Origin of the sequence: Bradyrhizobium sp. Arg237L, from assembly GCF_029990105.1 — a bacterium.
Taxonomy (GTDB): Bacteria; Pseudomonadota; Alphaproteobacteria; order Rhizobiales; family Xanthobacteraceae; genus Bradyrhizobium.
In genome coordinates this window covers 28,941-46,983 of sequence record NZ_JAQMIL010000019.1, presented here as the reverse complement: position 1 = coordinate 46,983, position 18,043 = coordinate 28,941, and the positions used below count along the sequence as shown (strand labels likewise).

Below are 18,043 nucleotides of genomic sequence, written 5' to 3'. Positions count from 1 at the left end.
CCTTCCGAGAAAGCTCAAGCAGTATGGTGAGACGCAACGACGCCGAGCTCTGTGAGCAGCTCGGCGCGGGCAATCCGGCTTGCGCCATCGCCCTTGGTTCGATGCTCGAACGCAATCCGCCCTTCGCGCATCACCAGGATGCGGTCGGCGAGCGCAATCGCTTCGTCCACGTCGTGTGTCACGAGCAGGACACCCGGCCGATGGCTCGCGACCAATTCGCGGACGAGATCGTGCATGCGGATGCGGGTCAGCGCGTCGAGCGCGGCAAAGGGCTCGTCGAGCAGCAGCAACTCCGGCTGTTGCACCAGGGCGCGTGCCAACGCGACGCGCTGCGCCTGCCCGCCGGAAAGATTGCGCGGCCAGTCATCGAGGCGGTCGCCGAGCCCGACCTCGGCTAGTGCCGCTGCGGCGCGTTGGCGTGGATCCTTGACCTGCAGTCCGAGCGACACGTTGCGCCAAAGACTGTCCCACGGCAGCAGACGATGCTCCTGGAACACGACCGCCGGACGTCGCGGCGCGACGATGCGGCCATCATCGATCGGATCGAGCCCCGCCAACGCGCGCAGCAGCGTGGTCTTGCCGCAACCGCTTTCGCCGAGCAGGGCGACGAACTCGCCGCGTTCGATGCGCAGATTGAGGTTTTCGATCACGACCCGGCTGACATAGGCACGACGCAGGTTGGTCACCATCACCGCCGGTGAGGCAACAGACGAGGGCACGACATGAAGGGTCACCGCGCGCCTCCATAATTCGGGTGCCAGGCGAGCAGGCGCCGTTCGAGCAAGCGCGCGATCGCATCCGCTGCGACGCCGATCAGCGCATAGATGACGATCGTCAATACGATCACGTCCGTGCGCAGGAATTCGCGGGCATCCATCGCGAGGAAGCCGATGCCGGACTGCGCACCGATGGTCTCGGCCACCACCAAGGCAAGCCATGCGGTCGCGAGCGCATAGCGGACGCCGGTCAGGATCGAGGGCAGGGCGCCCGGCAAGATGATCCGCCGGATCAGTTCAAGCGTGCCAAGGCCCTGGATGCGTCCGAGCTCGATCAGCTTCGGATCGACCTGGCGGATCCCCAATGTGGTGTTGATGTAGATCGGAAAGGTGACGCCAAGCGCGACCAGGAAGATCTTCTCGGCTTCGCCGACGCCGAGCCAGACGATCACCAGCGGCAGCGCCGCCAGGAACGGGATCGCGCGGATCATCTGCACGCTGCGGTCGATCGCGGCCTCCGCGATGCGCGAGAAGCCGACCAGCGTGCCAAGCGCAAATCCGATGCCGCCGCCGATCGCAAAGCCCGCTGCAGCACGCAGCAGGCTGATGCCGAGATCGTTCAGCAGGCTTCCGGTGGTCACAAGCTTGAACGCCGTCCTGACGACCTTGCTGGGCGCCGGCAACACGTGCGGCGACAGCCATCCGGCCTGCGCCAGCACCTCCCAAACGACGAGCAGCGTCACCGGCGCCAGCCAGGAGAGCAGTTGCAGTGTGCGGCGGCTCAGCTCGATTGGCTTCCGCGGGGATAGAGCCGCGCCGTCCTTGGGCTTGATCTCATCGAATTCGGCCGGGGAGACGGTCTGTTCCAGGGTACTCAAGATAACGTCGTCCTCGTTTTCATCGAGTTGCATGATGCACGCGCGCATGACGTGGCATCAAGATGCCGCGCGCGAGACACATCAGACTCGGTGGGCGCCGCATTGCCGCCCGTGAGTGCAAGCCGTTTCACACCTTGCAAAATGTCCCACGAATTTGGCCGGACAGAAATAGAGCGGTTTTCCAATTGTCAGGTGTGGCGGAGTGTTCTGGTTTCTTTTGCGCGCGCAGGACGGCAAAGAATATCTTTCAGCGCGGCTGCGCTTGATCTCTCCTCGCGCTTTGGCGAAAACAACCGCGCGCAATTCGAGAGAAATCAAAATGACGGCACGACCGCTTCGTTTCGGCATCTGGGCGCTGGTCCATGGACCGCGCGCCGCGCATCAGGATCCGGAAGAACCCTATGATGCATCATGGGAGCGCAACCGCGATCTGGTGCTGGTGGCCGAGCGGCTCGGCTATGACTCCACGCTGGTCGCGCAGCACACCATCAATCCGCATCAGGAGGATCTCGATCAGTTGGAAGCGTGGAGCGCGGCGGCGGCGCTTGCGGCACTGACGAGCCGGATCGAGATCATCGCCGCCATCAAGCCGTATCTCTATCACCCCGTGGTATTGGCGAAGATGGCGCTTGGAATCGAGAATATCAGCCGCGGCCGCTTCGCGATCAATCTCGTCAACGCCTGGAACAAGCCCGAGCTCGAAAAGGCGGGCATCGGCTTTGCGGAGCATGACGCGCGCTATGCCTATGGCCGCGAATGGATCAGCGTGGTGTCGCGCCTGATGCAGGGCGAACGCCTGACCTACAAAGGCGAGCATTTCGACGTGCGCGACTATGCACTCCGGCCCGCCGACCTTTACCGGCAACGGCCGCTGATCTATGTCGGCGGCGAATCCGAGCCGGCGCGGGCGCTGGTCGCCGATCACGGCGACGTCTGGTTCATCAACGGCCAGCCGCTGGCGGATGTCGCGGCGCTGATTGCCGATGTCGCGGCGCGGCCGCGGGTCTCGGCGCCGGTACGCTTCGGCCTTTCGGCATTCGTGATCGCGCGGCAGACCAATGAAGAGGCCCAGGTGGCGTACCGGCGGCTGTCGGACCTCGCCGCCAAGGATGCGTCGATGCGGGCGATCCAGAGGCAGAACACCGATCCGAAGGTCGTGATGATGCAGACAATGCAGAAGACCGCGCGGGTCGGCAGCAATGGCGGCACGGCCGCGGGCCTTGTCGGCAGCTATGACGAAGTGGCATCGCGCATTCTTGCATTCCACGGAGCCGGCATTGAGCTGTTCATGCTGCAGTTCCAGCCGTTCGAGGCGGAGATGGAGCGTTTTGCGAACGAGATCATCCCGCGCGTGCGGCAGGTGCGGTCCGCGTTGGCGGCCGACGGAACATCATTGTTGGCAGGTTCGCGCTAACGATCGGTCGGTGTCAAAAACGGGCGTGCCTGTTCGGCTGGGAGGAATTTTCTCTCGTGGAGGCGAGCGACGAAAGCTTGGCCTACGTCTCCGCCGATATCTGGAATTGCCAGCGGCACCTGCTCGCGTAATTGTGCGCTGCAGCGTGTAGCCGAAAGACCGGAAATCCAGCAATGAATGTGCATCAATCTCTTGCGGCCTCGCGACCTGCGGAGGCATTTCCGCCCGTCGCGCCGGATGTCCTCGCCGAAGACGCGATGGTGCGGTTCGAGGCCGTCTCGAAGACCTATCCCGCCTATCGCGGCAAGCCGAGCGTCATGGCGCTGCAGGACATCGACTTCGCGATTTCGCGCGGCGCCATCACCGGCGTGATCGGCCGCTCCGGGGCCGGCAAATCAAGCCTGGTGCGGCTGATCAACGGGCTGGAGAAGCCGACGACAGGCCGCGTCATCGTCGACGACAGCGACATCTCGGCGCTTTCCGGCCGCGAGCTGCGGCTGGCGCAGCGCTCGATCGGCATGATCTTCCAACACTTCAACCTGCTGTCGTCGCGGACGGCAGCGGACAATATCGCCTTGCCGCTTGAAATTGCCGGCTGGTCAAGAGCCGAGATCGCCGCGCGCGTCTCGGAGCTGCTCGACCTCGTCGATATCGCCGACAAGCGCAACCGCTATCCGTCGGAGCTCTCCGGCGGCCAGAAGCAACGGATCGGCATCGCGCGTGCGCTGGCGACGCGGCCGAACGTGCTGCTGTCTGATGAGGCGACCTCGGCGCTCGATCCGCAGACGACGCGCTCGATTCTCGACCTGCTCGCCAATATCAACCGCGAGCTTGGCGTGACCATCATCCTGATCACCCACGAGATGTCCGTCGTACGACAGCTCGCCAAGGAGGTGATCGTGCTCGATGCCGGGCACATTGTCGAGCGCGGCCATGTCGCCGACATCTTTACCCATCCGCAACATGCGATCACGCAGAGCTTCCTCTCCGAGGTTCTCGGCGATGCCGTTCCGGTCTCCTTGTCGAGCCGGCTGCAGCAGCAGCCTGTACCAGGTGGCCAGGCCGTGATCCGCGTGCTCGTCCGCGGCGATGGCGGCGACCGGCTGGTGGCGCGCCTGTCGCGCGAGCTTGCGATCGATGCGGCGCTGTTGTCGGCGCGGATCGACGAGATTGGCGGCCAGCAGGTCGGTTCACTGACGCTTGGCGTGCCCGGCGACGAGGCCGTGGTTGCACGCGCGCTGTCCTTCCTTGTCCAACATCGGTTTTCCGCGGAGCGTCTCGGCTATGTCGCCTGAACTCATCAATCTCATCATCCAGGCGACCGGCGAAAGCTTGTTCATGGTCGCGGTTTCCGCTGCGCTCGGCACGTTGTTCGGCCTGCCGATCGGCGTCTTCCTTGCGACCAGCCGCAAGGATGAATTGTTCGCCGCACCGGCCGCGAATGCGATCCTTGGCATGATCGTCAATGCGACGCGCTCCACGCCCTTCATCATCCTCGTCGTTGCGATCATCCCGTTCACGCGCCTCGTTGCGGGAACCTCGATTGGGTCGGGGGCGGCGATCGTTCCGCTCACCATCGCCTCGACGCCTTTCATCGCGCGCCTCGTCGAGGGCGCGATCCGCGAGGTCGATGCCGGCTTGATCGAAACGGCGTCGTCGTTCGGCGCCACCCCGCTGCAAGTCGTGCTCAAGGTCCTGATCCCCGAGGCGCTGCCGGGGCTCGTGCTGTCGCTGACGCTCGCGGTGGTCAGCCTGCTCGGCTATTCGGCGATGGTCGGCGCTGTCGGCGGCGGCGGACTGGGCGATCTCGGCATCCGCTACGGCTATCAGCGCTTCATGCCGGGTATGATGCTGGCCGTGGTGGTGGTCCTGATCGTGCTGGTGCAGACGGTGCAGACCGCCGGCGACTATCTGGCGCGCCGGGTCAACCGCCGGCTGCGCCATCGCTGAAGCCGCGGGATTTGGTTACGACCCCTTCGGCGCCCAGATCTTGACGTCGGTGGTATCGACCTTCTTCGGGATCAAGCCTTCGGCGACGAACGCATCCGCGATGCGCTGCTGCTCCGACAGGCCGGCGACCGTGACCGCGCCGACCTTGTAGGAGCGATGGCTGTTGGCTTCTTCCACCGCGGCGGCATCGATGCCCCAGAGGCTGGCGAGAATGGTGGCGGCGTCCTTAGGGCGGGCTTTGACCCACGCGCCAGTCTCGGCAAGCTTGGTGAAGATCACGTTGAGCGCGTCGCCGCGGCGATCGGCGAACGCGGCCGAGGCGACATAATAGCGCTTATAGCTGGCAAGGCCGTTGCTGCCGTCGGAGAGCACGCGCGCGCCGGACTGTCGGCTTGCGCTGGTGAGGAAAGGATCCCAGGCCACCCAGGCGTCGACATTGTTGCTGACGAAGGCGGCGCGGCCGTCGGCCGGCGTCAGGTAGGCGGGCGTGATATCCTTGAAGGTGAGGCCGGACTTGGCGAGCGCGGCAAGCAACAGGAAATGGCTGCCCGCGCCTTTTGTCACCGCAACCTTCTTGCCCCTCAGGTCGGCTACCGTTTTGATGGGCGATTCCTTCGGAACCAGGATCGCCTGCGCAGACGGCGATGCCGCTTCTTCAGCGACATAGGCAAGCTTGGCGCCCGCGGCCTGTGCAAAGATCGGCACGGTGTCTGCGACGTCGGCGCCGAAATCGACGCTGCCGACATTGATGGCCTCGAGCAGCGGCAACCCGCTGGTGAATTCGTGCCACGACACAGTGATGCCGAGCGGCGCGAGCGCTTTCTCCAGTTCGCCATTGGTCTTGAGGATCGCGGTGAGCGTCGAGGACTTCTGGTAGCCGATCCGGATTTCCTCCGAGATCGCAGGGCGCGCCAGCGAGACCATCGCCAGCAGGCCAAGCGCGCCCATGGTAAGCCGGCGCGTGACGGGTTTGATCCGGGAGGCGGCTGGAACTTTCGGGCGCTGGCGAGGCAAAAACAGCATATCTGTGGCTTCCAAAAAATGCGGATGAATTCCGGAGCCTCATTTGTGATCAATCGCGTGCCGGTGGCAATTACGGAGAAGTCGTCTGATGTGGTGCAAAATTCTCCGCAGGCGACAATTATGAGAACTACGTTTTGCGTGACACCCTTTCACCATGCCGCGTCATTCGCTGCTGTCGAAGATCAGTTCTTGCGGAGAACAGAAGTATCGCACTGCAGCGCAGAGCGAATGTTTTGTTCCCGGGTTTGAATGATCGCAGCCGTTTCGTCGTTTTGTCACGCAGGCGGTTGAAGCGCGGAATGATCGGCGCTAGTGGCAGCCAAGTCCATTTGTCTGATACTTGGAGAGCTTTATGCGAATCTTTACCGCGATCGTTGCGGCGGCCGCATTGTTTGCCGGCGCCGCAAGGGCCGAGACCATCCGGGTTGGCGTCACCGCTGGCCCACACGCCGAGATCATCGAGGTGGTGAAGAAAGTGGCCGCCGAGCGCGGCTTTGACATCAAGGTCGTCGAGTTCACCGACTACGTCATTCCCAATCAGGCGCTGGCGCTGAAGGATTTGGAAGCGAACTCGTTCCAGCATGAGCCCTATCTGAAGAACCAGATCTCCAAGACCGGCTGGAAGATCGTGAAGGTCGCCAACACCATCGCTTCGCCGCAGGGCGTCTACTCGCTGAAATACAAGAAGCTGGCGGATCTGCCGGAGGGCGCGCGGGTGGCGATCGCCAACGATCCCTCGAACGGCGCGCGCGGACTGATGATCCTCGCCCTTCACGGCGTGATCAAGCTGAAGGACCCTAACAATGTCGCCTCGACGATTGCCGACATCACCGACAATCCGAAGAAATTGCGCTTCGTTGAGCTCGATGCGGCGCAGCTCCCGCGTTCGCTGCAGGACGTCGACCTCGTCTCGATCAACAACAACTATGCGGTGCAGGCCGGCCTCAATCCGGCGGTCGATGCGATCGCGCATGAGGCGGCGGATGGCCCCTGGGTCAACATCCTCGCGGTGCGCGAGGAGGACAAGGACAAGCCCTGGGTCAAGCAGCTTGTCGACGCCTATCACTCGGACCCGGTAAAGGCGTTCATCGAGAAGCGCTTCAAAGGCACCTACCTCGCTACGTGGTAGCGAGCACATCCGTCCGATCCGCGCTGCCGAACAGTCGATGCACTATTCGGCGGCGTCGGATCGAACGGCATCGGTCGCGGGGCGGCGAAAGCCTGCACCCGGGTGGGTCGCATGCAAGCGCGGTCCCCGTCCTGGAAACAGTTTCTCCCGCAAGGTGCCGTCGCGATAGGCGGTCTTGTAGACGCCGCGGGATTGCAGTTCTGGCACTACCAGATCGACGAAGGCGTTCAGCGATTCCGGCACGACAAGACGGAACAGGTTGAATCCGTCCACGTCGGTCTCTTCCGCCCAGGCGATCAGTTCGTCCGCAACGTCCTGCGGCGAGCCGACCACGAAGGGCGAGCGCGCGCCGAGGCGGGTCAAGCTGGCAAGGTCTCCGATCCTCACCGGCCGCTCGCTACGCACTGTGAAATTCTCGACCATCGACTGGATCGCATTGCTCTCGACATATTGGACGGCCTCTTCGGGGCGGTAGGTCGAGAAGTCGATGCCGGTCCACCCTGAGAGCAGCGCGAGCTGCCCGGCCTGATCGACATGGCTGGCATAATCCTCGAGCAGATCCTTGGCTTCGGCGCGCGTCGGGGCCACGATCACGGTGGCGCCGGCGAACAGCCTGATGTCATAGGGATCGCGCCCGAATTCCCTGGCGGCTTCCCTGATCTCGCGGACGGCGCGCGCGAGGATCGGCCTGGTCTGCCCGTTGAGGAAGATCGCTTCCGCATGCCTCGCGGCGAAGGCGCGGCCGCGCCGTGATGTTCCCGCCTGATACAACAATGGCGTGCGCTGCGGCGACGGTTCGGCGAGATGGATGCCATCGACACGATAATGTGAGCCTTCGTGCCTGACACGATGGACCTTCGCCGGATCGGTAAACACGCGCGTTTCGCGGTCGCGGCGGACCGCGTCGTCCTCCCAACTGCCTTCCCAGAGCTTGTAGACGGCAGCGAGAAAATCCTCCGCCGCATCGTAGCGCTCGTCATGGGCACGAGTGGTGGGCAGGCCCATCCCGCGCGCGCCACTGTCGAGATAGCCGGTCACGATGTTCCAGCCGATCCGTCCTTTGGTGAGATGATCGAGCGTCGAGAAGCGGCGGGCGAACTGATAGGGATGCTCGAATGTCAGGTTCGACGTGATGCCGAAGCCGAGATGCTTGGTGACCAGCGCCATCGCGGAGACCAGCAGCGTCGGCTCGGCGTTGGGCAACTGGACGGCGTGGCTGATCGCCGCATCCGGATTTCCGCCATAGACGTCGTAAATGCCAAAGACGTCGGCAAGGAAGATGCCGTCGAGCAGGCCGCGCTCCGCGGTTCTGGCATAGTCGACCCAATAATCAAGCGTGTTGTAGTCGATCGACGCATCGCGCGGATGCGACCACAGGCCGGCCCAGTTGTGGCTTGGCGCGGTCATGTTGAACGCGTTGAAGCGAAGTTCTCGCGGTCTCGTCATCAGCCGTTCCTCGGCAACGGGTTCGTGTTTCGCGGAGGCTATCACGCAAGCCGGACGACGTTGTTTTCAATTTGCGGCGCCGGATGAAAGATTACCGCCGCGCCAGGGCAAAACGGCAGCACGCGCATCGCTATTTTCTCCGACGCCTCGACAGCGCAGAGATCGGCAAGCATCATTCGTCGACGGCGCTCGCGAGGCCGCCTCATACGATCCTTCGAGAAGAGATGGACCTGACAAGATGAAGACGTTCATGCGTATGGCGCAGGCAGCCGGCCTGTTGCTTGCCCTGACCACCGCTGCGGTTGCCGACGAGCCGCTGAAGATCGCGACCAGCGCCGGCCCGGTTGGGCAGTTGGCTGGCTATGCCGCCAGGCTCGCCAAGGAAAAGGGACAGGACGTCAAGATTGTCGAGCTCAGCGACTGGGTCGCGCTGAACGAGGTGGTCAACAGCGGCGACGTCGACGCGAACCTGTTCCAGCACGGGACTTATCTGGCGCTGCAGAACAAGCAGCGCGGCTTCAATCTCGTTCAGGTCGACAAGGTCGGCGTGATCGCGCCGGTCGGATTGTTCTCGAAGAAGATCAAGAGCCTCGACGAGATCAAGTCCGGTGACAGCGTCGCGATTCCCAACGAGCCCTTGAACGGCGCGCGCGGATTGATCCTGCTTGAACGCGCCGGCCTGATCAAGCTGACGCCGGGCAAAGGTTTCGCGGTGAGCAAATTCGACATCATTGAAAATCCCAAGAACTTGAAGATCGTCGAACTCGATCCCGCGCAGACCTACCGTTCGCTCGATGACGTCACGCTGGCGCTCGTCAACGTCACCTATCTGATCTCGGCCGGCGGCGATCCGAAATCGGCGCTGATCATCGACCGCACCCTCGATGACGGCCTGGTGCTGCGCTTCACCGCGCGCGCCGACAAGAAGGACGATCCGCGCCTGAAGGCGTTCATCCAGGTCTTCAACTCGCCGCAGGTGAAGCAGTTCATCGAGGAGAAGCTGCCGGCCTTCATCCCGGCCGGGTTCAACAGCTAGAGCGTTTTCGAGCGAAGTGGACACCGGTTCGCGTGAAGAAAACGCGTCAAAACAAGAACCTAGAGCTTCGGTTCTGATTCCATCAGAACCGAAAATGCTCTAGGCAGGTTAGGACGAGCTGCGGACGATCGGCGCAGCGTCGCGATCGGTCGGCGTCACGGGGTGCAGGATGCTGGTCCGATTGCGTCCCGCCTTCTTCGCCGCGTACAGGGCGGAATCGGCCGCCGACATCAGCCGGTCCAGGACGATGTCTCGAGCGTGGGCGATCGATATCCCGGCACTCGCGGTGGCCATGATTTCAATGTTGCCATGGAGGATCGGCGCATCGCTGAACGTGGCGCGGACCCGATCGACGACGAGCCTTGCATCGTTGATCGTGGCGTCCGGCAGCAGCAGCGCGAATTCTTCCCCGCCGATTCTGCCAAAGATATCGCCCTGGCGGATCGCGCGCGCGGCGCGTCGCGCGAACTCGGCGATGACTTCGTCTCCGGCAGGATGGCCATGCTTGTCGTTGATGGCCTTGAAGTAATCGATGTCAAAAAGGGCAATCGCGATCTCGCACGACTTTCCCGATAATTTGGCAAGGCGGGCTGCGCTGGCCTCGAAGAAGCCGCGTCGATTGAGGACGCCGGTCAACTGATCCTTCATCGCGAGATCGCGGAGCCGGCGCTCGGAACGCTCGCCGATCATCAGAATGCCGAGGACGACGATCGCCACCATCGCGACGGCGGATTGGAACGGCGCAAAGGTGAGCCATCCCCGGAGCGGGCCCTGGCCGATTTCGTCGCGCATGACGAAGATGGCGATGGCCTGGCTGTAACTGACCACCGTCTCAAACAGGCAGATCAGCGCGATGCAGAGCCGCGGTGAAAGTTCCCGGGAAGAGGAGCGCCAGAGATCGAGGCCGATCAGGAGCGTCATCGTGCCGATCGCGAGATTGTAGTCGATCTGGCGAAGCGCGTAGCTCGGGTACGCGAACGGCAGGCCAAATGCCCAGATCAACGGCGGCAGCAGCGCCGAGGCGGGCAACGGCCGTTGGTCGAAAACGCGCAAGCCGCACCAGAGCGCGCCCGCGCCGAACAGGGCGAAAAAGCCGGGAACGCCTATGGCCGAGAGCTGGGGCAGCGTCTGGCGCTGTCCCGCAAGGATGACGCCAAGGCCGGACAGCAGGAACCCGAGGATCCACCAGGAATACGACTTAGTGGAGCGATCCCGCATCCATGTGATCAAGATGATCAAGCAACCGATCGCGCATGCGGCCTCGGCCAACAGCCCGACGGTGAACATATCGAACAAGGACCACAACTCCGGACCTTTCCCCGGCACGACCAGCTATCCGCCCGACCTTAAAGGAACGAGGGCGAATTCACTACAATTCGATCGATTGAATCGGTTGTGATGGATGATGTCGGTTACCGCACGCCATGCGCGCTTCCGTACCGGCCGGTATCGGTAGCCGGAGAGGACAGCGATCCGATCTAGTTCGGAAGGAACTGATTCGCGCGCGATGAAGCGGCGAGGGGCCGTGACGTGGTCAAGATAGTCTTAAGGAAATCGGGGAGCGGCGTCGATACGCAGCTCCCCGAGTCATGCAGATGTTCGATTCGTTCAGAATCTGTAGTTGACGCCGGCCTTGACCGTGTGAAGCTTGGTGCTGACGTCCATGCTGGCGCTCGAGAAGAAGCCGTTGGCGACGTCGGAAACCGTGTTGTTGAACACGGTGTGGCTGCCAAGGTCCACGTAGAGATATTCCGTCTTGAAGGACCAGTTCGGCGTAAGGGCATATTCGAGACCGGCGCCCGCGGTCCAGCCCCATTGCGTGTCGCTGGCCGCGATCGCGGCTGGCAGCGGACCAACAAGTCCATTTGCGTTGAAGGTCGCGTGCGATTTGACCTTGCCGTAAGCCGCGCCGCCGGTCGCGTAGAGAAGGACCCTGTCCCAGGTGTAGCCGAGGCGGCCGCGAATGGTGCCGAACCATTCGATCTCGGATCCGATGTCGAAGCTTGCGTTGCCGACAGCGTCCGGAGCGGTGAAGAGCGCGGCGCCCGCGAGCTTGCCCTCGATACCCGACCATTCGAAATCGGCTTCGATGCCGGCGACCACATTATTGGCGAACTGATAATTGTAGCCGATCTGGCCACCGCCGAAGAAACCGCTCGAGTTCAGGCTGACATTGCCGGCGAGGCTCGACTCGAGCGCAGGCGCTTCCGCCTGAAGCTGCCGCTGGAATGCCTGGAAGGGATAGTTGAACTTGTCGCCGCCAAAGCCGACATTGGCGCCGATATAGAAGCCGGTCCAGGAGAACACTGGGACGGCCGCGACGGGCGGCGCCTTGACCGGATAGGACAGATCGGCGGCAAAGGTCGGGCCCGCCGCCAAGCCAAGACCAAAGACAGTGCCGAGTAGAAACGTCTTCATTACCACGCCCCTAAATTTCCCTGGAGAAAGGGTTTTCCAGTGCATCGCCGTCATGGGACGGCGACATGTGAAGGCTGGGCGAGCGCGTCGTGACCTCGCGCTGGTCGAGCTCGACGCAGTTACTCGCAGCAGCCGTGTCGCAACATGGCAGGGGTTGCAGCGACGGTCTTGTTCTCGCCCGCACTGGATTTGAGCCCGAGCGCGCTCCCGCTAAACCGTTCGTCCCTGTGGCCGTTACGCAACAACCCGAAGCGGCATGCGAGCGATTCAGGGCGCGCTGCGGCAGAGTTACTCATGGCCCGCGTCGATCAGCCCCGGTAGCATGCGTGTGTAAGTGCAATTCCAAGAACAATGCATCAAGCAAGCTTCCACTCCGATAATCTCGATCCAGCGCTCGAAGACGATCGAAGGTTTTCCCTCTGGTATGAGAAGGTGGAGGCGCTCACCTGTTGTGTCGACATCACGCGATTCGACGATCGGCCGTTTTCGGGATTCCTCCGCTGGTCCGATTTTCAAGACGTTCACGTCACGCGATTCGGCGGCACTTTCGGCAGGATCAGGCGATCGAGGAGCGCCATTTCCCGCGGCCCCGATGATGATTTCTGCCTAGTGTTCCATCGCGGCGCGGGCACGCTGCGGGTGGATCAGTCAAACCGCGAAGCCAATCTTGCTTCCGGCGGCGCATTTCTCGGGACAAACGGCATGCCCGCCGACATGAGCTCCGATGCGCCCTTCGCCTGGACGACATTGACGGTCTCCAGGGAGCGGCTGGCGGCCCTCGTCGGCCAGGCGGACGACCTGTTGGCGCGGCCTCTCGATCCGCAGCGACCGGCCGTTGCGCACCTGCGGCGCTATATCGAAAGCGTCGTGAAGCTGTCGCGTGCGCCGCACGACCCGCAGCTTGACGCGCATATTCGCACGACTCTTCTCGACCTGATCGCGCTGGTGCTCGGCGCGCGCGGTGATGCCGCGCAGATCGCTACGACGCGTGGCCTGCGGGCATCGCGCATTAACGACATTATTGCCGAGATCGATCGAAGCTTCATGAGTGCTGGTTTCTCGGCAGCGAACGTTGCCCGCCATCTCGGTCTCTCGACCAGATATGTGCAGGATCTCTTGCAGGAGACGGGCCAGAGCTTCACGGAGCGCCTGCTGGAGCGCCGGTTGCAGCAGGCGCGGCACATGCTTACGAGCGAGCAGGGAGATCGTCTCAAGATCAGCGAGATCGCGCTCGCATGCGGCTTCGGCGAGGTCTCCTACTTCAACCAGCGGTTCCGCGGCCGCTTCGGAGTCACTCCGACGGAGTGCCGGCGCGATTCGTCCCGCCGTCGATCGATCAGCGATCGAGGTCCTCGCGCGCTGTGTAACCGGCTAGAGCATGATCCGGAAAAATGGAGACCGGTTTTCCGAAAAAGATCATGCTCAAACAAAGAGCTAGAGCGGGATGACGATTCGAAGAAAAGTCATCACGCTCTAGGTTTCGCGCCTGCGGATGGAGGCGATATCGTAGCGGGATAATCCGATGTCGCGCAGCATTCGGTCGTCGAGATCCCGCAGCTCTGCCGTGGCCTGGCGTATCGCCAGTTCTTCCCTCATCTTCGACAGCAGGAACGTCACCATCGCGCTGATCGAGACATACCATCGCGGAGCGTTCGGCGCCCGTTGGGTCCGTTTCGGATATGGTCGGGTGTAAAACAGTTGGTCGATGTGTGACATCGATATCTCCCGGCAAATATCAGTCCCGGGAGACTCTGCCGCAGCCATGTTTCCGGACCATTCCGACGCCGGAAAATACGGCTACGGCCGTAACGCGTGGCCGCGGCCGCTTTCCTGGCGATAACGGATAACAGAGCTCGCGCCACCTCGCCCTTGATGGAGCCACCGCCGCTGGTAAAAAAATACGGTGACATCGCGCCGATGTCAGCCGGCCATGCTATGAAGAGGCCGGCGCAGTCGCCGTCTCTCTAAAACAACCCCAAGGACTTTCGTATGAAAGTGGTCAAGCTCTTCGGTCTAACACTAGGTGCGTCACTTGTGCTGTCCTCTGCAGCGCTGGCCCAGGACATCAGGGTGGCGGTTGCCTCATCGATCACCGGCAGCGAAGCCGCGTTCGGCCGCCAGTTCCAGAACGGCGCCGAGCAGGCGGTGGCCGACATCAATGCCGCAGGCGGCCTCCTCAACAGGAAGCTGGTGCTTGATGTCAACGACGACGCCTGCGATCCCAAGCAGGCGCGCTCGGTGGCGGAGAAGATCGCCAGTGCGAGAATTCCGTTCGTCGCCGGCCACTATTGTTCTTCGTCGTCGATCCCGGCGTCGGAAGCCTATGCGGACGGCAACGTGTTGCAGATTTCGCCGGGCTCGACCAATCCGCTGCTCACGGAGCGCAAGCTGTGGAACGTGCTGAGGGTCTGCGGCCGCGACGACCAGCAGGGCCTGGTTGCCGCCGCCTATATCGCCAAGAATTTCGCCGGCAAGAACATCGCGATCCTCAACGACAAGACCACCTACGGCAAGGGGCTTGCCGACGAAACCAAGAAGGCGCTCAACAAGGCCGGCGTCACCGAGAAGATGTTCGAATCCTTCAACAAGGGCGACAAGGATTTCAATTCCATCGTGTCGCGGTTGAAGCGCGAGAACATCGATCTGGTCTATCTCGGCGGCTATCATCAGGAGGCGGGTCTGATCCTGCGCCAGATGCGGGATCAGGGGCTCAAGACGGTGCTGATGGCGGGCGACGCGATCAATGACCGCGAGTTCGCCTCGATCACCGGTCCTGTTGCGGAAGGCACATTGTTCACCTTCGGTCCCGATCCGCGGGAAAAGCCGACCGCCAAGGCAATCGTCGAGAAGTTCAAGGCCAAGAACATCGATCCCGAGGGTTACACCCTCTATACCTATGCGGCGTTCCAGGTGTGGTCGCAGGCGGTGGCGAAGGCCGGTTCGACCGATCCGAAGAAGGTGATGGATACCATCAAGGCCGGTGAATGGGACACCGTACTCGGCAAGTTGGCATTCGATTCCAAGGGTGACATCAAGGCGATCGATTATGTCGTCTATAAGTGGGACGCCAAGGGCGGCTACGCACAGGTCGACAAGGGGCTGTGAGGTAGCATGATGTCCAGGGCCAACGGGCGGGTTCCGCTCGTTGGCGTATGTAGACGCTGTCTCAGGACTGCATCACGGCCTGTTGCCTGGTTCGCCCGATTGCCATGGCGAAGAACAGCAGTGCAAGGAGAGCGCAGAATTCCATCACGCCGGCCATCGATAGCGCCGTCCGGCCGTCGAAGAGAACAGCCGTGAGCGCGCTGGATAGTGCGCCGGATATCATTATAAGACAGTTGACTGCGGCGCTGACGGTGCCCGCCATTTCCGGCAGCGCTTGCAGCGCTCCCTGCATGAGGCCTGGCGCCCCGATGCCTCCGCTGAATACGACGGCGACGAACAGCAGAATAACGATGGTGGTCGGCGTCCAGTTCAACAGCGTCATGGCCAGCAGGACCGACGATGTAAGCGCCTGGATGGAAAATCCGATCGACAACGAATAATGCGATGGAACTCCGCGTGCGTTGAGCCGGCCGTCGAGGAACGCTCCAGCCATTCCGGCCAGCGCGGTCAGGCCGAATATGACTCCATATTGTGTTGAGCTCAGCCCGGCGACCTGGACAAGGAAAAGGGAGGACCCCGTCGCATAGGCGGCGAGAACGCCGAAGGACGCCGCGGCGGCAAGGAGATATGCGCGACAGGTCGGATGCGACAGGACGCAGCGATAATCTCCGACAAGCGCCACGAGGCTGAAGCGGGTCGCCGGCCGCGGCTTCCGGCCGTAGTCGGGGCCAAAGCGCAGGCCTATCAGCAAGAGAATCCCGAGTGCCGCAAGGCTTGCGTAGATCGCGCGCCAGCTCGCGAGATCGAGCAGGGCCGCTCCAGCCATCGGCGCGGCGATTGGGGAGACGTATATCGCCATGACGATGTTCGACAGTTTTTGGCGGACGATGGTGTCGTCGAACGTGTCACGGGCGATCGCGATGGCAAGGGTCATGGCTGCCGCGCCGATGCCCTGGATGACACGGCACGCAATCAACACCGGCAGCGATGGTGCCATCGCGCATCCGACCGAGGCCATGATGAAGATGATGGTGCCAAGCGTGACCACCGGTTTGCGACCGTATCGATCCGACAGCGGTCCGAACGCCAGCGGCGCAAGGCCGAAGCTGATCATGTAACTGCTGATCGTCAGGCCGGCGCTATGTACCGGAACTGCAAGAGAAGTGGCTGTGTCCGCGAGGGCCGGCAGCGCCATGTCGGTGCCGAAGCCCGGAAGAGTGGCCATCAAACCGAGCAGACAGGAGAACGCGACCGAGTCCGTTTTGCCTGGAGGCACCATCATTTGGATTTTTGCTTGTCGAAGGTTTGTGTCGTTCGTTGAGCGCTCGATCGAGGGACCACGCCCGACACTGTCAGCGGAATGTTGCGCGCTGATTTCAGTCCGCGTGCGCTCTGTTACTTCCGTAACCGAGGCTGCTTCGATGAGGATTGTTGCGGCTGTAGCGCATTCGTCCGCTCCGGTGACCTAACCGTAACACCGACCGAACACTAATGAGGGGCTGTGATTGGCCGGTCGTAGTCGACGGGCCGTCAGTGACCTCGGCTCAATTACCTAGCTCAACGGAGACCGTGCATGAAGGCGCTTCTCGTCTCGTCCCCGATGATGGGACATCTCCATCCAGTATTAGGAGTCGGGCGGGTCCTGATCGCGGACGGTTGGGAGGTCATGGGTCTGACATCGAGCTATCTGCGAAACCGCGTCGAAGAGATCGGCGCCACATTCCGCAGTTTCGTGCCCGCGGCCGACATCGATACGCGAGACGCCGCCAAGCTATTTCCGGAAATCATGACGGCGACGCCCGGCGCACAGCAATTGCGGCTGATCCTGGAGCAAGGTTTCGCCGATTTCATGCTGGCTCAATATGAGAGCATCAAAATCGTCATGCAGGAGTTTCCTCCCGACATCATCATCGGCGATCATCTCATGCTGGGCGTGTTGCCGATGCTGCTCGGTCCTCGCGCACGGCGGCCGTCCGTGGCCTTGCTTGGAACGACCTATCTCCTGTCACGTCGAGATGACGGCGCCCCGAACGATGCAGGCATTCCGCCCGCGCGCAACGACCAGCAACTAAGGGAGTATGCCGCGCTCTTTCAAACCTACGAACAATCGGTCTTTGGCCCGGCAGGACGATGCGTGAACGAGTACCTGGCCCAGATCGGGAGCAGGCCGCTGCGAATGAATCTTTATGACGCGATGGTGGAGCTGCCCGATATCTATTTGCAGCTCACGGTGCCGCGGTTCGAGCTGCCGCGCCGCCGGCTGCCAGGTTCGGTACACTTCGTCGGCCCGCTGCCGATCACGCCGAACCAGGCGCCGATACCTTCGTGGGCCTACGAATTGGATGGTTCACGCAAAGTCGTTCTTGTAACCCAGGGCACGTTGACCAATAACGACTTCAGCGAGTTGACCCTGCCGACGCTGGAGGCGCTGGCGAAAGAGCCGGATGTTCTCGCAATCGTCACAACGGGTGGACGTCCGATCGATGTGCTCGGCGGTCCGTTGCCTGGAAATGTGCGGGTTGCCCAGTATCTGCCGTTCGAGTGGGCATTGTCGAAGGCCGATGCATTCGTGACGAACGGCGGCTACGGCAGTGTCAATCAAGCCTTGAGTTATGGCGTTCCCATCGTCGTGGCGGGAACGGGAGCCGACCGGGGCGATGTCAGCGTCCGCATCGCCTGGTCGGGGGTGGGCATCAATCTGGCAACCAACGCACCCACCGCAGAACAATTGCGCCCCGCCGTGCGCTCGGTGCTGGATGATCCGAAATACCGCGAGCGCGCAGCATCGCTGGCGGAGGACATTCGCAAGATCGATACCGCATCGGAGATCCGTCGCATTCTTCGGCAACAGATCTCGACCCCCTCGCAGGATCGCCCGCGCGCCAAGAAAGCCGCGCGGCGATAAGGCTGCCGTCCCGCCAGGAGTCG

The 18,043-nt window shown here is 62.4% G+C and carries 17 protein-coding genes; 8 read left to right on the top strand and 9 right to left on the bottom strand.

The window, feature by feature from the left end; genetic code table 11:
* Positions 1–14 precede the first annotated feature (14 nt).
* Positions 15–689 (bottom strand): ABC transporter ATP-binding protein, encoded by a 675-nt coding sequence (locus OZ411_RS14035; protein WP_282528473.1) that lies wholly within the window; start codon positions 687–689, stop codon positions 15–17.
* A 41-nt stretch (positions 690–730) separates the two neighbouring features.
* Complete coding sequence (locus OZ411_RS14030; RefSeq protein WP_282528472.1) at positions 731–1,507, bottom strand: ABC transporter permease subunit; 777 nt, start codon at positions 1,505–1,507, stop codon at positions 731–733.
* 406 nt (positions 1,508–1,913) lie between these two features.
* Here OZ411_RS14030 and OZ411_RS14025 point away from each other — a divergent pair, with 406 nt between their 5' ends.
* The 3 genes from OZ411_RS14025 to OZ411_RS14015 all read left to right on the top strand — a co-directional run bounded on the left by OZ411_RS14025 (position 1,914) and on the right by OZ411_RS14015 (position 4,958).
* Entirely contained in the window at positions 1,914–3,008 is a 1,095-nt protein-coding gene (locus tag OZ411_RS14025; RefSeq protein ID WP_282528418.1) for an LLM class flavin-dependent oxidoreductase, read from the top strand.
* Between the two features lie 173 nt (positions 3,009–3,181).
* On the top strand, positions 3,182–4,303 hold the full coding sequence (locus OZ411_RS14020; protein WP_282528417.1) for a methionine ABC transporter ATP-binding protein: 1,122 nt from the start codon (positions 3,182–3,184) through the stop codon (positions 4,301–4,303).
* Positions 4,293–4,958: a methionine ABC transporter permease gene (locus tag OZ411_RS14015; protein ID WP_282528416.1), complete on the top strand. Its 666-nt coding sequence runs from the start codon at positions 4,293–4,295 to the stop codon at positions 4,956–4,958. The genes OZ411_RS14020 and OZ411_RS14015 overlap by 11 nt, the downstream gene beginning before the upstream one ends.
* Before the next feature lie 15 nt (positions 4,959–4,973).
* On the opposite strand, the gene OZ411_RS14010 is transcribed toward OZ411_RS14015, so the two are convergent.
* Positions 4,974–5,906, bottom strand: a complete 933-nt coding sequence (locus OZ411_RS14010) for an aliphatic sulfonate ABC transporter substrate-binding protein (RefSeq protein ID WP_282528471.1) — start codon at positions 5,904–5,906, stop codon at positions 4,974–4,976.
* A 427-nt stretch (positions 5,907–6,333) separates the two neighbouring features.
* On the opposite strand from OZ411_RS14010, the gene OZ411_RS14005 reads away from it, so the two are divergent.
* Positions 6,334–7,110: a MetQ/NlpA family ABC transporter substrate-binding protein gene (locus OZ411_RS14005; protein WP_282528415.1), complete on the top strand. Its 777-nt coding sequence runs from the start codon at positions 6,334–6,336 to the stop codon at positions 7,108–7,110.
* Positions 7,111–7,152: 42 nt separating this feature from the next.
* On the opposite strand, the gene OZ411_RS14000 is transcribed toward OZ411_RS14005, so the two are convergent.
* Together OZ411_RS14000 and OZ411_RS13995 are read right to left on the bottom strand one after the other, a co-directional pair.
* Positions 7,153–8,556: an LLM class flavin-dependent oxidoreductase gene (locus OZ411_RS14000; RefSeq protein WP_282528414.1), complete on the bottom strand. Its 1,404-nt coding sequence runs from the start codon at positions 8,554–8,556 to the stop codon at positions 7,153–7,155.
* Between the two features lie 41 nt (positions 8,557–8,597).
* A complete protein-coding gene (locus OZ411_RS13995) occupies positions 8,598–8,732 on the bottom strand; it encodes a hypothetical protein (protein WP_282528413.1) in 135 nt (44 codons plus the stop codon).
* A 62-nt stretch (positions 8,733–8,794) separates the two neighbouring features.
* Here OZ411_RS13995 and OZ411_RS13990 point away from each other — a divergent pair, with 62 nt between their 5' ends.
* A complete protein-coding gene (locus OZ411_RS13990) occupies positions 8,795–9,592 on the top strand; it encodes a MetQ/NlpA family ABC transporter substrate-binding protein (RefSeq protein ID WP_130579767.1) in 798 nt (265 codons plus the stop codon).
* Positions 9,593–9,700: 108 nt separating this feature from the next.
* On the opposite strand, the gene OZ411_RS13985 is transcribed toward OZ411_RS13990, so the two are convergent.
* A complete protein-coding gene (locus tag OZ411_RS13985; protein WP_282528470.1) occupies positions 9,701–10,879 on the bottom strand; it encodes a diguanylate cyclase in 1,179 nt (392 codons plus the stop codon).
* Between the two features lie 321 nt (positions 10,880–11,200).
* On the bottom strand, positions 11,201–12,010 hold the full coding sequence (locus OZ411_RS13980) for an outer membrane protein (protein WP_282528412.1): 810 nt from the start codon (positions 12,008–12,010) through the stop codon (positions 11,201–11,203).
* Between the two features lie 351 nt (positions 12,011–12,361).
* Between OZ411_RS13980 and OZ411_RS13975 the strand changes: the two genes are divergently transcribed.
* Positions 12,362–13,528: an AraC family transcriptional regulator gene (locus tag OZ411_RS13975; RefSeq protein WP_282528411.1), complete on the top strand. Its 1,167-nt coding sequence runs from the start codon at positions 12,362–12,364 to the stop codon at positions 13,526–13,528.
* Here the strand turns inward: OZ411_RS13975 and OZ411_RS13970 are convergent.
* On the bottom strand, positions 13,484–13,726 hold the full coding sequence (locus tag OZ411_RS13970) for a DUF1127 domain-containing protein (protein ID WP_165421186.1): 243 nt from the start codon (positions 13,724–13,726) through the stop codon (positions 13,484–13,486). The two genes, OZ411_RS13975 and OZ411_RS13970, sit on opposite strands and share 45 nt — an antisense overlap.
* Positions 13,727–13,999: 273 nt before the next feature.
* On the opposite strand from OZ411_RS13970, the gene OZ411_RS13965 reads away from it, so the two are divergent.
* A complete protein-coding gene (locus tag OZ411_RS13965) occupies positions 14,000–15,115 on the top strand; it encodes a branched-chain amino acid ABC transporter substrate-binding protein (RefSeq protein WP_282528410.1) in 1,116 nt (371 codons plus the stop codon).
* A 61-nt stretch (positions 15,116–15,176) separates the two neighbouring features.
* On the opposite strand, the gene OZ411_RS13960 is transcribed toward OZ411_RS13965, so the two are convergent.
* The gene (locus tag OZ411_RS13960) at positions 15,177–16,397 is read right to left on the bottom strand and encodes a multidrug effflux MFS transporter (protein WP_282528409.1); all 1,221 of its coding nucleotides are present in this window, start codon (positions 16,395–16,397) and stop codon (positions 15,177–15,179) included.
* 291 nt (positions 16,398–16,688) lie between these two features.
* Between OZ411_RS13960 and OZ411_RS13955 the strand changes: the two genes are divergently transcribed.
* Positions 16,689–18,020 (top strand): nucleotide disphospho-sugar-binding domain-containing protein, encoded by a 1,332-nt coding sequence (locus OZ411_RS13955; protein WP_282528408.1) that lies wholly within the window; start codon positions 16,689–16,691, stop codon positions 18,018–18,020.
* The last annotated feature ends 23 nt before the right edge of the window (positions 18,021–18,043 follow it).

Coding starts and splice junctions, on each gene's coding strand:
- OZ411_RS13980 (WP_282528412.1), bottom strand. CDS start 12,010: ATGAAGACGTTTCTACTCGGCACTGTCTTTGGTCTTGGCTTGGCGGCG.
- OZ411_RS14035 (WP_282528473.1), bottom strand. CDS start 689: ATGGTGACCAACCTGCGTCGTGCCTATGTCAGCCGGGTCGTGATCGAA.
- OZ411_RS13990 (WP_130579767.1), top strand. CDS start 8,795: ATGAAGACGTTCATGCGTATGGCGCAGGCAGCCGGCCTGTTGCTTGCC.
- OZ411_RS14020 (WP_282528417.1), top strand. CDS start 3,182: ATGAATGTGCATCAATCTCTTGCGGCCTCGCGACCTGCGGAGGCATTT.
- OZ411_RS13985 (WP_282528470.1), bottom strand. CDS start 10,879: ATGTTCACCGTCGGGCTGTTGGCCGAGGCCGCATGCGCGATCGGTTGC.
- OZ411_RS13960 (WP_282528409.1), bottom strand. CDS start 16,397: ATGATGGTGCCTCCAGGCAAAACGGACTCGGTCGCGTTCTCCTGTCTG.
- OZ411_RS14010 (WP_282528471.1), bottom strand. CDS start 5,906: ATGGGCGCGCTTGGCCTGCTGGCGATGGTCTCGCTGGCGCGCCCTGCG.
- OZ411_RS14000 (WP_282528414.1), bottom strand. CDS start 8,556: ATGACGAGACCGCGAGAACTTCGCTTCAACGCGTTCAACATGACCGCG.
- OZ411_RS13965 (WP_282528410.1), top strand. CDS start 14,000: ATGAAAGTGGTCAAGCTCTTCGGTCTAACACTAGGTGCGTCACTTGTG.
- OZ411_RS14025 (WP_282528418.1), top strand. CDS start 1,914: ATGACGGCACGACCGCTTCGTTTCGGCATCTGGGCGCTGGTCCATGGA.
- OZ411_RS14015 (WP_282528416.1), top strand. CDS start 4,293: ATGTCGCCTGAACTCATCAATCTCATCATCCAGGCGACCGGCGAAAGC.
- OZ411_RS13975 (WP_282528411.1), top strand. CDS start 12,362: ATGCATCAAGCAAGCTTCCACTCCGATAATCTCGATCCAGCGCTCGAA.
- OZ411_RS13970 (WP_165421186.1), bottom strand. CDS start 13,726: ATGTCACACATCGACCAACTGTTTTACACCCGACCATATCCGAAACGG.
- OZ411_RS14005 (WP_282528415.1), top strand. CDS start 6,334: ATGCGAATCTTTACCGCGATCGTTGCGGCGGCCGCATTGTTTGCCGGC.
- OZ411_RS13955 (WP_282528408.1), top strand. CDS start 16,689: ATGAAGGCGCTTCTCGTCTCGTCCCCGATGATGGGACATCTCCATCCA.
- OZ411_RS13995 (WP_282528413.1), bottom strand. CDS start 8,732: ATGATGCTTGCCGATCTCTGCGCTGTCGAGGCGTCGGAGAAAATAGCG.